Source organism: Spirulina subsalsa CS-330 (genome assembly GCF_028330765.1).
In the GTDB taxonomy this organism is placed as follows: domain Bacteria; phylum Cyanobacteriota; class Cyanobacteriia; order Cyanobacteriales; family Spirulinaceae; genus Spirulina; species Spirulina subsalsa_A.
Map to the genome: position 1 here is coordinate 1 of NZ_JAQMTY010000055.1, position 14151 is coordinate 14151.

Consider the following 14151-nt stretch of genomic DNA (forward strand, 5'->3'; position numbering starts at 1 on the left):
GGCGTATCTGAAAATGTCTGTGGAGATGATGGGACGGGGGCTTTGCCTAGTTACCAATCTGTGAAGCAGAAACTCTTAGGTGTGAATCTAAGAATCCCCTGTTAGATTGCTTTAGCAATTAACGGGGGAGTATGTCAATGATGCTGATCCCGGCGGCGGTCTACGAAGCCCTCGCCTATGGCGCATCCATCGGGTTAATGGTGGGCAGTCCCGGTGAATTTGGGGCCTTGCCCGGCTGTTTAGGGTTGGGCGCGAGTTTGGCGTGGTCTCATGTTGCCCACCCCAACGCCGTGAAATCAATCTATCCAAAACTGGGCTGTGATCCCTTCACCGTCTGCGCCTTCCTCCTCACCCTGGCCTGGGGCGCGACGGCGATCGGGCAAGATAGCAAGATTTTAGGGTTCATCACGGTGCTAGCTTTAGAGGCAACCTTGGGGTTTGCGATCGCCATCTTTCCCGGTCTCTATACCATTGGTTTTCGCAGCCGCGCCGCCCTCCCCCGCGCCGTTCTCAGTTCCCTCGGTTTCATCGCCCTCTACATCCCCCTCCACCAAGGACGCTTCACCCACCCCGCCGCCGAACTTTTCCAGCCCGGCATTCTCTTCGTGGGCACATTTGTCTATGGTTTGGGCTTGTTGATTTGGTCGTCTCGCTGGTATCGCCACAGTCAACGCTGGCATTACATCGCCCTCCAATGCGTCACCCTTGCCTCCGGTCTCCTGGCCATCTACGGCGGTGGGGTCTTGGGGATTCAACAATTCCAAGCGATCGGCGGTACGTTTTTCGTCCTCTACCTCTTCGAGAAATATGCAGAAATTCCCTGGCAAAAAGCCGGATTTGCCTGGGGACTCTTGGGGTTAGCATTGTTGCTCGGTGGCTTGGCTTGGTTAATGCGTCACTATCCGCAATATTTCCTGATGGTTTAATTTACCCTCACCCCAAACCCCTCTCCCATGGGCGAGGGGCTTCTAATCTGTACTTGATGATTTTCTGAACAAGCTGGACGCAAGTAGTCCCTTATACCAATTCTCTAAATTCACGCTACAAAACAAGGGGCTTAAGCCCCTTGCCTCTGGGTAACGTCACTGAAGATTGAGTTGAAAATGACACTTTTCAAGTACCCCCTTAGGACGCGCCACTGCTCAACGATCGCACAACAGCCAAAACCCCGTAAAGGTCATTCCAGAATCATCGGGTTGCACCAAAAGAAAATGCAGCCCCCGACTCGCGGTTAATTGGTGTTGATAGTGGCTCGCCGCCGTGGCCATCTCGGCATCGTCAAAGGTGATGAACACCCAGCGATCGCACAGTCCCGCCTCTAAAATTAGCCCCCCCGATTGTCCCGCCTCCGTGGGGATGTAGTGGAGCGCGAAGGGATTCGCCTGGTCTAACCATTGGGCGAGGGAGCGCGATCGCCGTCCCCCCTCCACCACCACCCCCGGAATTTGATCCGTCGGGGCGAGGGTTTGGATCACCTCATCCAGGGCATCGGGAAACAGTCGATAGGGGATGGGGCGATCGCGCCACAGGGCCAAATCCGCCGCCGGAATCGAAGCAAACCGCCAGCGATCGCCCCACAGCGCATCGGGAATTCCTTGGGGTGGAGCCGACTCAATCTGCAACAATTGCGGCCCCCAGCGTTGCAACAATACCGACTTAATCCCCCCCGTGCGCCGCGTCTCCCGCAGCGTCAACCCCAACCGTTGCGCCGCCACCCCCAACAACCCCACCGACTGCGGCCGAAACACCGCCAGCGTTCCCGTAATCCCAGCGGCGGCCAACTGCGCCGTCACCCAATCCCCAGTCACCGCCCCCGGTTCGACGGTGACATCCAGTTTGAGATCCCCCTGGGGTGTCGTGAGGAGCAGATACCACAGAGGCTGATCAGCAGCCTGGGATGGGGGACAACGGAATAAATCAGCTTGCCAAATAGCCATAGTTTTCAGGACGGTACGAATCACCGAATTCAGATAAAAAAGGATTACTCTCCCAGCATAGAACCTTGATTCTTAGGAATTTCCGATTACGATGAAGGGTGCAGAGCGTTTGTTTTGGATGCGGTTCTATGGATATTTTGGCTTATACCGATGCCTATGCAGCCCATGAAGTGGATGCAGGGATTACCTACGATTACAGTGAAATTCAACTCTGGCAGGCGACCCAGTGGCGATCGCTCTCCCACGGTATCTTTTTAACGATGCTGTCCATGGGTCTGATTGCCGGAGCGATGACCATCACCAGCCCCGTCCTGGCCCAAGTGTTACGCCCCGGCATGTCCGGTAACAGCGTCGCCGAGGTGCAAACCCTGCTGCGCAACAAAGGGTTTCAGATCAGCTACGGAGCCAACGGCGCAGGCCGCGGCAAGTTTGGCCCCCAAACCACCGATGCCGTGCGGAAATTTCAACAACAGTCCGGTCTCGCCGTCGATGGAGTCGTCGGGCCGAATACCTGGGCGAAATTGCGCGGCACATCGGGCGGTGTGGGCGGCCCCTCCCCATCCCGTCCCACCAGTGGCGGCAGCACTGGCCTACTCGGCAAAGGCTCCAGAGGCGAACAGGTGGCCGAAGTGCAAACCCTGTTGCGCAACAAAGGCTATTCGATCAGCTATGGCGCGGACGGCAGTGGCCGGGGCTTCTATGGCGACGATACCGTCATTGCTGTGCGGCAATTTCAACAACGTGCCGGGTTAAGTGTCGATGGGGTTGTTGGCCCGCGCACCATGGCCGCCTTACGGGGTAGCCCGATGCCCGCACCCACCACCACACCCCCCCGCATCGCCCAAGGTCAATACCGGATTAACACCAACTCCAAACCCCTCAACGTCCGCACCGGCCCCGGTGAGCAATATTCTGTCGCCCAAACCTTGGCCAACGGAACACGGGTGAATGTGATCGGCCAGGCCAACGGCTGGGCGCAAATTGCACCGGGTCGGTATGTGTCTAGTCGCTTTATTCAACAAATGTAGTTAACCCAGGCTGAGGCCCCAAGGGGATGATGGGCGACTATGGCAGATTGCGAAAGGATGAGAACGCCACTTCCCCCTTTTCAAGGGGGATTGAGGGGGATCTTTGTCCCTCAAGTTTATGAAAACCGCTATATGTAAGCCAGTTTCCCATCATCCCATCGAGAACCGACCCCACGACGGTTGTTCGTTAGGTCGGGAATTTCCGTCCTCAGCATGAAGCGGAGGACGGAGAGAATTTCAACGAGAGGATCACTGAATGACAGACTGTATTATTGTGGGCGCTGGCCCGGCAGGGGGGGCGGCGGCCTATCACCTTGCCAAGCGGGGACTTTCGGTTTTGGTGTTGGAAAAAGCGGCGTTACCCCGGAGTAAGCCCTGTAGTGGTGGGGTGTCTCCGGCGATCGCAGCCTGGTTTGATTTTGATTTTGAACCGGCGATCGCGGCTCGTGTGGATCAGGTGCGGTTTACCTGGCAGCAGGGCGACCCGGTGCAGGTGCGGTTGCGCACGGAGCCGATGTGGATGGTGCAGCGGGAGGTGTTTGATCCCTTTTTGCTGACCCAAGCGGCGGCCGTCGGGGCAACGGTGCAGGATGAAACCTCGGTGACGGGGTTGAGTTTTGACGGGAACCAATGGCACGTAACGACAAATCGGGAAGTCCTCACGGCTACCTATGTGATCGCGGCGGATGGGGCGATGGGAATCTGTGCCAAGCTGCTGGGGTTAAAAGGGTGTGGCCGGCCAGCGATCGCCACGGCGGCCTATCTTCAGGGGCCACCGTCTGACCCCACCTTGGCCCAATTTGATTTTGGCCAGGTGAAGAATGGGTTTATTTGGAATTTTCCCCAGGGCGATCGCGCCCTCGTCAGTGCCGGAACCATGGACGGCAAGGGGAAAGATCGGGAGCTAGAGCAACAATTGCGCCACTATCTCGGCGATCGCCCCGCCACGATTCAACCCGCCGCGATGAATCTCTGGACTCACCAAGCCCCCCTCCACACCCACAACGCCCTACTAGTGGGAGATAGTGCCGGGTTAGCAGACCCCCTCCTCGCCGAAGGGATTCGCCCGGCCTTGCTCAGTGGCATGAAGGCCGCAGAAGCGATCGCCGCCGCCCAGGCCGGGGATGCAGATGCGATCGCCCGCTACAGCCAAGTGATGCACGACAGTTGGGGGCACAACATGGTGCTGGCCCAACGGTTGAGCGGCATTTTCTACAAGTTCACGAAATTGGCCTACAAAGTGGGGATTAAACAACCCTTTGCCACCACCCTGATGAGCCAAATTCTCTGCGGTCAACTGAGCTATTCGGCTGTATTGGATCGCGCCATGGATGCCCTCAAAAAGAGCCTGTCACCCTTTAGCTAACCCTGCCTCAGCCAGAGCGTGGCAACAGTCTGCCACGGAGGCGCGATCGGCCATGGCCGCCACAAGGGCATCGTAGGCGGGGCGGTGGCGTTCCATTAATGACTTGGCTTGAAGTTCTGCCCATTGTTGTTTGACCGCCGCGCCGCTGAGGGATTGCCCCGTGCGGGAGAGGGCTTCTAAAATCCGCTGGCGGTCATCATTCCCCCCCTCAACGCTGTCATAACAAAGACGCTCGGCGGCGATCCCCGCCATCCAAACAATACAGATCCGATCGAGCCATTGCTTTTGGGCGATCGCACCTTCAACGGCGATCGCATCGGGTAAACTGCCATCCAGTTCCACGCCGCCAAAGCCCGGTTTTTGTTGCTGCCACGCTTCCCAGGCCGAGAGGGTATAGCCCAGAATCGGAATCCCGTAGGCGTAGGCGGTGATGAAGTGCCCCGCTTCGTGGTGGAGAATGCGATCGCGATGCTCCGGCGAAAATCGCGCCACCCCATCCACCAGCAGCGACCCGACGCGCCCCTGCCACGCCAAGGTATCCGCCGCATAGAGCACCATCACCGTCAGGGTCACCCCCGCCGGAATCGCAGGCGGCAGTTGGATCAGAGGCCCCACTAATACCGACAACACCATTAAAAACACCCCAATGGCGATCAGATTTAACGTGGTTTGTTGAACCATTTAACTCCTTCATAGCAATCCTATTTGAGTGTGAAACCCTCAGCTTTGAGAAACAAGGGGCTTAAGCCCCTTGCCTGTCCCGATCTGATTGAGGACTGCTATAGTGTCTCAGCACAATGACTTTTTTTAGCCTACCGCGCCGCTGTAAACCCTTGCTACTCTTAGCAATTCCTCCTATCGTGGATCGCCAAGTGCAAAAAAAGTGAGTCACGACTACGGAACGGGCTAATCTGACGGTGTAGATCCCCCCAGAACGTGACCGCAGCCCCTGCGGATGGAACTAGGAGAAAGCCCATGAACACCCCTCGTATTGACCCAGCAACCCGGCAAGACCTTCACCGTGATGCCGTCAGTGACCTGCTTGCAGACCTGTTCACTGCCGAAACCGCCTACCCCTACGGATGGCCGTTAACCACCGCTGAACAGTATGGCAATGAGATTGAAACCCAAGTGCCCGGCTTTGCGGAAATTCCGGCGCTGGAATGGGACAGCCGCGCCCAAGCCTTTTTTGCCCAAGTGGAATCCTGTTGGCCCCAAACCCCGGCCTCATCCTTGATCGAGAGTTTACAGGCTAGATTTGCGGAAAAAATTCCGACGGATTGGTTAACCGCGATCGCCACCCAAGCCCAAACCCTCGCCACAGCCGGCCTCTCTCCCATTGAACAGTTAGTGGAATGCGTGCAGCCGTTGTTAACGGATTGGTCTGTGGATGATCTTCAGGTGTTTGCCCGTCCGTTGGCCTATGCGATGCGTAGTGGTGCGCCAGAGGTTGAATTACCCGATCAAGCCTGGGAGACGCTTTCTCCGGTGGAACAGGCGCGATCGCTGTTGAAGGTGGCGAAATGTGCCCTCGATGAGGCGCAAACCGAACAGAACCAAGGTTAAGTTACCGTCGGGTCACGTTCTCACAAGCGCGATCGCTCCAGGCCTCAATCCGGAGCGATCGCGCTTTTTCGCCCCTTGGCAAGGTTTGACGCAAGGGGCTGAAGCCGCCTTGTCTGATGAGGATTCTGATCAAGAATTGTGATCTGGCTAAGATGAACAGGCATTGTGCTTGATCTGCGGCACAATGGGCGCAAACCAGATTGAGGGCAGCAAGATGACGGATTTTGATCTGATTGTGCGGCGGGCGCGATTGTGGACGGATCATCTCAGCGCGGCGGCGATGGATGTGGGGATAACGGGCGATCGCATCACCGCCATTGAACCCCACCTGACGAATACCGCCCCCGTGGAAATCGATGCGGGGGATCAATTGGTGTCGGCTCCTTTTGTGGAGTCCCATATTCACCTTGATTCGGCGATGACCGTGGGAGAACCGCGCTGGAATGAGAGCGGCACATTATTTGAAGGGATTCAGATTTGGGGGGAGCGGAAACAGTCCCTCACTGCTGACGATGTGCAGGCGCGGGCCTTGGCGGCCTTGAAAGCCCAGGCGAGTCAGGGAGTGCTGTTTGTGCGCACCCATGTGGATGTGAGTGAGGCGAGTTTGACCGCGTTGCAGGCGGTGTTAGCGGTGCGGGAAGCGGTGCGGGATTGGATCACGGTGCAGGTGGTGGCGTTTCCCCAGGATGGGCTGTATGGTTCGCCCCGCAATGAAGCGTTAATGGAGGAAGCGATCGCCCTGGGGGTGGATGTGATCGGCGGTATTCCCCATTACGAACTGACCCGCGAGGATGGAGTGCGCTCGGTGGAGCGAATTTTTAAACTAGCCACCCAGCACGATCGCTTAATTGACCTCCATTGTGATGAAATTGACGATGAACAATCGCGGTTTTTAGAAGTGATGGCCGCCTGTACGCTGCGATCGGGGTTGGGCGATCGCGTTACCGCCAGCCACACCACCGCCTTCGGTTCCTACAACAACGCCTACGCCACCAAGTTAATGGGAACCCTCCGCCGTGCTCAACTCAACATCATCGCCAACCCCCTGATCAACATCACCCTCCAAGGTCGCGGCGACACCTACCCCAAACGGCGGGGCATCACCCGCGTTAAAGAACTCTGGCAAAACGGCATCAACGTCAGCCTTGGCAATGACTGCATCCAAGACCCCTGGTATGCCCTGGGAACCGGGAATATGCTCGATCCAGCATCCATGGCGATCCATGTCTGCCACATGACGGGACGCGCCGAAATGGAAGCCTGTTATGACATGGTGACGCGCCACGGAGCGAAAACCTTGCATTTGGGCGATCGCTACGGTCTCGCAGTGGGTAAGCCTGCGAATTTAATCTGTTTGGCTGCGATCGATCCCTACGATGCCCTGCGTCGCCGTGCCACCATCACCCAGGTGATCAGTCACGGTCGCCTCCTCGCCACCACCCAACCCCCGCAATCCCAATGGCATGGCGCATAATCGCTGAAGTCCCATACATTTCGTGCCGCGATCGCTGAAACATCTGTGCTTGGTGCGTTACGCTTCGCTAACAGCACCCTACTGAATACCTTACTTTAGCCGTGTCAATCCAGTAGAATCAGTTATCCTCGGTGCTAGACTCACGGGTGTCCGGTTGAGATGGTGCGGGCATCCGTTTACCCTTAATGCCGGTGGCGAGAAAAATATCAGAGAGCGTGGGACAAAAGACCGGTAAACCAAAGGTGGCGGGGTTGACGGGATTTTGATAGGTAAAGTGGCGATAGGTCAGACAAAACCGATCCCAGGCCGCCATTTGAATCCGAAACACCTTGATCAACAGATTCGCCAACCCCAAGGACACAGTGATTTGAAAATAAATCTTCTGCCCAAAATAGGTGCAAAGTTCGCGGATCGCGTTGTTCACGGTGAGGGCAGGATTACCCAGGATGACCTGTTTGAGGGGAATATCGTTTAACTCGTCCTGCACATTCTTGGCGAGGGGATGATCGACGAGGTGACGCACCACGGCGGCAATATCGCGGCCATGGAGGTAGTGAAAACTAGCATCGGCCTTGAAGAAACGAGCCAGACCGATCCATTTTGACACCTCAGTGAGGCCGCCGGAAATGTGGGAGTAGGGTTTGGTGCTGCTGCCGCCAAAGACGAGGGTGGGAAAGAGGACGGTAATTTTGTCGGCGAGGGGCGATCGCGTTAATTGGGTATAGCAATTGTATTTCGACCGAATGTACTCGGTGCCGATCTGCTTGGCCTGTTCGAGGAGTTTGTTCTCTTGGTCGAGAATGCTGGCGGTGGAAAAATAGAGAATTTGCTGGCAGCGATCGGGGTCGAGGAGGTTAATCAACCGATGGGTTTTGGCGACGTTGACATCAAACACTTCCTTGGCCCCACCCCAAGCATTGGCGGTGAGGATCGCTACATCAATGGTTTTGAGGAGTTGGGCTTGGTCATCGATGGTGTTCATGTCCCCGTAAATGATGTGAATGCCGGGACGTGCCTCACAATCAAATTGAATTTTGTCGGGGTTACGAATCAGAAAAAAGAGTTCGTGATCGCTGGTTTCGATTAGGCTTTCGGCGAGGTAGTGACCAATACAACCACTGCCGCCGGTGATAAAAATACGCTGGGTTTGGGCGGGGCGCGGTGGGGTTTGACGGCTCAACGGGGCAGGAGTGGGCGGGTTCACTGGCTGCGGGGGAATGGGATCAGCCTTGGCCGGTTCGGACTGCACCGCTGGGGGGGTCACGGGTTCGGGGGTCACAGAATCGGGATGAACAGGCTCAGGGATCACGATGTTGAACTCTTAGGGGGAACGAAATTTCGATAGGAGAGGTGCAAGCCCGCTGGGGAAGCAACCTCTCCTATGGACGAAAAGGGGGTTAAATTAGGCGTGAACCGCTAGCAGTTGATAACTTGCTTGGCGATCGCAAAGAAATGCTCCACGTTTTCCTCGGGTGTACCGGGGAGAATACCATGGCCGAGGTTGAGAATGTGACCTTGGCCGCCGCCTTGGCGCACGGTGTCGAGGATGCGATCGCGAATGAAATCCTTGGAGCCAAACAGCACCCCCGGATCAATATTGCCCTGCACCTTCATATTCGGGCCCAACCGTTGCCGCGCCTCGGCCAAGTCCACCGTCCAATCAACGCTAATAATATCCACCCCCGTTTTACCCATCCGTTCCAACACCCCAGCACTACCGCTGATGTAGAGGATAAACGGGGTATCGGGATGTTTCGCCTTGACCTGATCCACCACGCGCTGTTGATAGGGTTGGGCAAACGCTTCGTAATCTTGAGGACTCAATTGCCCCGCCCAAGAGTCAAACATCTGCACCACCTGCGCCCCACAGTCGATCTGATAGCAGGTATAGGTAGCGATCGCATCGGCAATCTTCGCCAGCAGCGCATGGAGCACCGTCGGCTCTGAAAACGCCATGCGCTTAATCACCGCGTAATTCTTAGAACTCTTGCCCTCGACCGCATAGGCCGCCAACGTCCAAGGCGCACCCACAAACCCCAACACCGTGGACTCGTTGCCCACCTCTTGGCGTAGGGTTTGCAAGATCGTGCGGATGAACGGTAGCGAGGTGTCCGGTTCGAGGGGGGTGAGTTGCTCCACCTGTGCCATCGTCCGGATCGGCGGGTCGATGATCGGCCCTTTGCTTTCGATGATGTCAAAGGGAATCCCGATCCCCGGCAAGGGCGTGAGGATATCCGAAAACATGATTACACCGTCAGGACGAAAGGCCCGCCAGGGTTGCAGCGAAATTTCAATGGCGAGATCGGCATTTTCCGAACGTTCGCGAAAACTAGGGTGCTTCTCGCGCAAATCCCGATAGACTTTCATGTAGCGTCCGGCTTGGCGCATCATCCAAACGGGCGGACGTTCGAGCACTTCGCCCCGCGCAACCCGCAGTAAATGTGGTAATTCCGACCCCGTCATATTCGCTCCGTTTGTAATGTTTTAATACTAAATTTTCAGTGCATTTGCCAGCTTATCATTTTGCTTGTAGGGGGAAGATATCCCGTAACAGATTGTTAAGGAGTTTAATTTGGTAACCGTACAGTGTGGAACGACCCAGTTTAACGGGATCGAGGCGATTATTTTCGATAAAGATGGCACGTTGGAACATTCGGCCAACTATTTACGGGAATTGGCCCAGAAGCGATCGCGCCTCATTGATGCCCAAATCCCCGGCGTGGGGGAACCGTTGCTGATGGCCTTCGGGGTGCAAGGTGATACCCTCGATCCCCAGGGCTTAATGACCGTCGGCAGTCGGAAAGAAAACGAAATCGCCGCCGCCGCCTACATTGCCGAAACTGGCCGCAGTTGGGCCGAAGCGCGGGCGATCGCCCACCAAGCCTTTGAAGATTCCCATCAATACGTGCCCCGCAATGCCCAAACCAGCCCCTGTTTTCCAGGGGTACGCTCGGCCCTTGAATCCCTGGCAGCTACGGGGATCGCCTTGGGTGTGCTTTCGGCGGGGGTGACGGCGGAGGTGCAGGAGTTTGTTCGGTATGCCGAGTTAGGGTCGTGGTTGGCGCTGGAGTTGGGTCATGAGGATGACGGACTCGCGAAACCCGATCCGGCCTTGTATCTCAAAGCCTGCCAATTGCTCAAGGTGGCCCCAGAACGGACGGTGATGGTGGGAGATTCGGCCTTTGATTGGCAGATGGCGCGGGCGGCAGGGGCTGGCGGTGTGGTGGGGATCTGCTGGGGCGATCGCGCCGCTGTGCCGGTGGATGCGGTGGATGTCGCGATCGCCTCCCTGGCCGACATCACGATCGCCCCGGCGTGACCCGCAACGCTCTATCACATTGCTCGCCCTAAAACAACCCCCTCAACGGACGACTTGCGATCGCTGACCGCTATATAGATTTATCTATTACTGATCACAAGCGATCGCAAACCCCGCAAGGATAAAATCAGGATTGAACTGGATGCCTCGCTTGAGCAGTCCCATCCTCCGCATCACGAGCGTTTTCCTCCCCCCTCCCTTTTGATATGGTTGTCCGTCCTCGTTTTGGTAGTCGTCGCTATATTGCCCTCGTCACAGCAATCATGGTGAGCTACTGCGGTTTTGGGCTGTTGGGCTTGAAGCTGGCCCTCCTCCCCGGAGACGTGACCGCCGTCTGGATTCCGGCGGGGATTGCCCTGGCAGCAACCCTGCGGTGGGGGGTTTCCCTTTGGCCTGGCATCCTGTTGGGTTCCTTTGGAATTTCAGTCTTCACCAATCCATCCCCGTTGAGTCTGAGCATTGGCATCGTGACCGCAGTGGGCAACACCCTCGCCCCGCTGATCGGCATGCAGTTGATTCTTCAGGTGACGAAAACTCGATATCCTTTGAAGCGATCGCCGCAAATCTTTCAACTCGTGGCCTTTGGGGGCATCCTCGCCCAAGGGATCAGCGCCACCATCGGCGTGCTTTCCCTCTGTGTGGGGGGCTGGGTGACCTGGAACCTGTTTGGCTCAGCCTGGCTCACTTGGTGGATTTCTAATCTGGCGGGTGTGCTGATTTTCACCCCCTTGCTCCTCACCTGGAAACGTCCACCCCAAACACTGCTCCTCGGCTCACCCTCAAACCGTCGCTCATTTTCCCTCGAAATCATCAGTTGGGGATTGCTGTTTTGCCTGGTGGGGAGCCTCGCCTTTTGGTATGGGCATCCGGTGGAATATCTGATTATTCCCCTGTTAGTATGGGCGGCCTTTCGCTTTTCGGAACAGGGGACAACCTTGGCGATCGCCGTCACCGGATTAACGGCGATCGCCGGCACAGTCCTCGAACGCAGTTCCTTCATCCGTGACGACTTCACCCAATCGCTTCTCTTCCTAGAGTCCTACATCGGCGTTGTTTCCGTCACCACCCTCGTCCTCATGGCCGTCCTCCAAGAACGCCGCCGCGCCACCGCCCAACTCAAGCAAGCCAAAGCGGAACTCGAAACCCGCGTCATGGAACGCACCCAAGAACTCTCCATCGCCAACGAAGCCCTCCAACGCAAAGAAATCCGCCTCCAAGAAAAAGCCAACTCCCTCGCCCAAGCCCTCCAGGAACTCCAACAAACCCAAATCCAACTGATCCAGAGCGAAAAAATGACTAGCTTAGGGCAATTAGTTGCCGGGATCGCCCATGAAATCAATAACCCCGTCAGCTTTATTTATAGTAACCTCACCCCCGCCAAAGACTACGTCCAAGACCTCCTCGATCTTATTGATCTCTATAGCGAAAAATATCCTGATTCCGACCCGGATATTATTGATTTTATCGAAACGGTGGATTTGGATTTTCTGAAGGAAGATATCTTTAAACTGCTTGATTCAATGAAGTCTGGAGCCGATCGCATCCATAGGATTGTCTTGAGTTTGCGCAATTTTTCTCGCTTGGATGAAGCGGAATTAAAATGGGTGGATATTCATGCGGGCATTGATAGCACGTTGCTCATTTTGCAACATCGTCTGGATGGCTTTTATTCGGATCATCTAGACCGGACAGTTCCCCCGATTACTGTGATTAAAGACTATGGAACAGTGCCAGATGTTGAATGTTATGCGGGGGAAATTAATCAGGTCTTTATGAATATTTTGTCTAATGCGATTGATGCCCTCGGTCGGCTGGATGGGGACGAACCGCGTACCATCCACATTACGACGGCGATCAGAGGCGATCGCGTCACTATTGCGATCGCCGACAATGGCCCCGGTATTTCCCCCGCCAATCAAACGTCCATTTTTGACCCGTTCTTCACCACCAAACCGGTGGGCCAGGGTACGGGTCTTGGTCTCTACACGAGCTATGAAATGGTCGTCAAAAACCATCACGGCGCGTTAACCTGTGACACCACACCCGGCGCAGGCGCGTGTTTTACCCTCGAACTGCCCCTGACCCAAACGATGCGATCGCCCCTCACTGAGGCTTAGTCCTAGGCTAAGGTTACGCCCTTGATCCAAGCCTGATGGGGCTGCTCAGCGATGGCAGTATACCCGATGGCATAAAGCTGCGCGGGCGAGGCAAAGGTTGCATCCATGCAAAATTGGCCGTTCGTCCCCAGCGAGACCGGCGCAAGATTTCCCCCGGTGGGAGTCACCGCCGAGATCCAGGCGGTGGTGTCGGTGCTGGAACCGATTAGGTAGAAGCGATCGCCCTCGGCCACAAACGTCGCTAAACAGCCCACATCAGCCCATTGTTGCAGGGTGACCGGTGTGCCGTCGGGGGCGTATTGGGCGAACCAGAGGGCGTGTTCTGTGAGGGGGTCAGCGGTGAGGCTTTGGGTCGTGGTTCCGGCGAGAAAGACATGGTTTTCGCGATTAACCTGGAGAGTGGCACAGGGAGAGGCGATCGCATCCCCAATCGGCACAATCCAGCGTTGAATCCCTTCACTGCTATACCGCGCCAGCCAACTATCATGGGCATCGGCACGCTCGGCAATGGGCATCAGGGTATTACCCGCCACATAGACGGTAATTTTGGCGAATTTGGTGCGGGCGGTGGGGTCTTCGCCGATCACAACGCGGGTGGTGGCGGTGTCGTGGTGTTGCCCTAGGGAAGTCCACCAGAGGCGATCGCCATTGGGGGCATATTTCCCTAACCAGGCTTCCCCCGGTTGGCCCGATGGGGTCATAAATCCCGTCAGGTACAGATCGCCACGGGGATCGAGGGTGAGGCTACTGGGTTGTTGGGGATGAATACTCGACAGGAAGAGAAACCATTGCACCGTGCCTTGGGTGTCAAGTTGAGCGAGCCAGGTTTCTGCGGTGGGGGCGTTGGTGGCTTCCGGATCGCGGGCGTAGGCCGTGCCCGCGAGATAGATTAAACCACCGGGATCAAGGGCGATCGCTCTCGGTTCTAAATCATGGTCGCTCTCAATCCCCTGTCGCCACCGTAACGCCCCCTGCGCATCGTAGGACGCGACCCAAGCCCAGCGACGCGGCGCGGTCTCCTCCTCCGCCTCGCTCACCTGATACCCCGTCACATAGCTCACACCGGCGGCATCCGTGGCGATCGCCTGAGCGCGATCCTCCCCCGCCGACCCGATCATCGTTGTCCACTCACTCGCTACCTTTGTCATGGGGGATTCGCCTGCTGAAGATTGACCTAATTTTAAGCCGTGGGGGGACGATCGCTGCCGCTCCGAACCCCCAGCGTCAGACCTGATCCGGAAACGTTCCCCCCTCGGTGGCCTGTGCTCACCAAACCGACAGAACCGCAGGAAGTACGTTAAGGTACAGGTGAATTCGGGACAGGGGATAGGACTAAATCCACCT

12 protein-coding genes are annotated in these 14151 nt (G+C 56.6%); 7 read left to right on the forward strand and 5 right to left on the reverse strand.

Annotation, left to right across the window (positions count from 1 at the left end; all coding sequences use genetic code 11):
• Positions 1–137: 137 nt before the first annotated feature.
• The gene (locus PN477_RS03625) at positions 138–926 is read left to right on the forward strand and encodes a hypothetical protein (protein WP_272146994.1); all 789 of its coding nucleotides are present in this window, start codon (positions 138–140) and stop codon (positions 924–926) included.
• Between the two features lie 216 nt (positions 927–1142).
• On the opposite strand, the gene PN477_RS03630 is transcribed toward PN477_RS03625, so the two are convergent.
• Positions 1143–1937, reverse strand: a complete 795-nt coding sequence (locus PN477_RS03630; RefSeq protein WP_272121007.1) for a Tab2 family RNA-binding protein — start codon at positions 1935–1937, stop codon at positions 1143–1145.
• A 128-nt stretch (positions 1938–2065) separates the two neighbouring features.
• Here PN477_RS03630 and PN477_RS03635 point away from each other — a divergent pair, with 128 nt between their 5' ends.
• Together PN477_RS03635 and PN477_RS03640 are read left to right on the forward strand one after the other, a co-directional pair.
• The gene (locus PN477_RS03635; RefSeq protein ID WP_272121006.1) at positions 2066–2965 is read left to right on the forward strand and encodes a peptidoglycan-binding protein; all 900 of its coding nucleotides are present in this window, start codon (positions 2066–2068) and stop codon (positions 2963–2965) included.
• A 256-nt stretch (positions 2966–3221) separates the two neighbouring features.
• Positions 3222–4331 (forward strand): NAD(P)/FAD-dependent oxidoreductase, encoded by a 1110-nt coding sequence (locus tag PN477_RS03640; protein WP_272121004.1) that lies wholly within the window; start codon positions 3222–3224, stop codon positions 4329–4331.
• Here the strand turns inward: PN477_RS03640 and PN477_RS03645 are convergent.
• On the reverse strand, positions 4317–5012 hold the full coding sequence (locus tag PN477_RS03645; protein WP_272121002.1) for an ATP-dependent Zn protease: 696 nt from the start codon (positions 5010–5012) through the stop codon (positions 4317–4319). The two genes, PN477_RS03640 and PN477_RS03645, sit on opposite strands and share 15 nt — an antisense overlap.
• A 294-nt stretch (positions 5013–5306) precedes the next feature.
• On the opposite strand from PN477_RS03645, the gene PN477_RS03650 reads away from it, so the two are divergent.
• Both PN477_RS03650 and codA read left to right on the forward strand, forming a co-directional pair.
• The gene (locus PN477_RS03650) at positions 5307–5897 is read left to right on the forward strand and encodes a hypothetical protein (protein ID WP_272121000.1); all 591 of its coding nucleotides are present in this window, start codon (positions 5307–5309) and stop codon (positions 5895–5897) included.
• A gap of 214 nt (positions 5898–6111) precedes the next feature.
• Positions 6112–7371 carry a cytosine deaminase gene (gene codA, locus PN477_RS03655; protein WP_272121765.1) on the forward strand — a complete coding sequence of 420 codons (1260 nt, stop codon included), beginning with the start codon at positions 6112–6114 and terminating at the stop codon, positions 7369–7371.
• Between the two features lie 118 nt (positions 7372–7489).
• Here codA and PN477_RS03660 read toward each other — a convergent pair whose 3' ends face one another.
• On the reverse strand, positions 7490–8551 hold the full coding sequence (locus PN477_RS03660) for an NAD-dependent epimerase/dehydratase family protein (protein ID WP_417158747.1): 1062 nt from the start codon (positions 8549–8551) through the stop codon (positions 7490–7492).
• 236 nt (positions 8552–8787) lie between these two features.
• Positions 8788–9834, reverse strand: a complete 1047-nt coding sequence (gene hemE, locus PN477_RS03665) for a uroporphyrinogen decarboxylase (protein ID WP_272121767.1) — start codon at positions 9832–9834, stop codon at positions 8788–8790.
• 109 nt (positions 9835–9943) lie between these two features.
• Between hemE and PN477_RS03670 the strand changes: the two genes are divergently transcribed.
• Together PN477_RS03670 and PN477_RS03675 are read left to right on the forward strand one after the other, a co-directional pair.
• Positions 9944–10690: an HAD family hydrolase gene (locus PN477_RS03670; protein WP_272121769.1), complete on the forward strand. Its 747-nt coding sequence runs from the start codon at positions 9944–9946 to the stop codon at positions 10688–10690.
• Between the two features lie 206 nt (positions 10691–10896).
• On the forward strand, positions 10897–12807 hold the full coding sequence (locus tag PN477_RS03675; RefSeq protein ID WP_272146996.1) for an MASE1 domain-containing protein: 1911 nt from the start codon (positions 10897–10899) through the stop codon (positions 12805–12807).
• Positions 12808–12809: 2 nt separating this feature from the next.
• Here PN477_RS03675 and PN477_RS03680 read toward each other — a convergent pair whose 3' ends face one another.
• The gene (locus PN477_RS03680) at positions 12810–13955 is read right to left on the reverse strand and encodes a hypothetical protein (protein ID WP_272122338.1); all 1146 of its coding nucleotides are present in this window, start codon (positions 13953–13955) and stop codon (positions 12810–12812) included.
• Positions 13956–14151 lie beyond the last annotated feature (196 nt).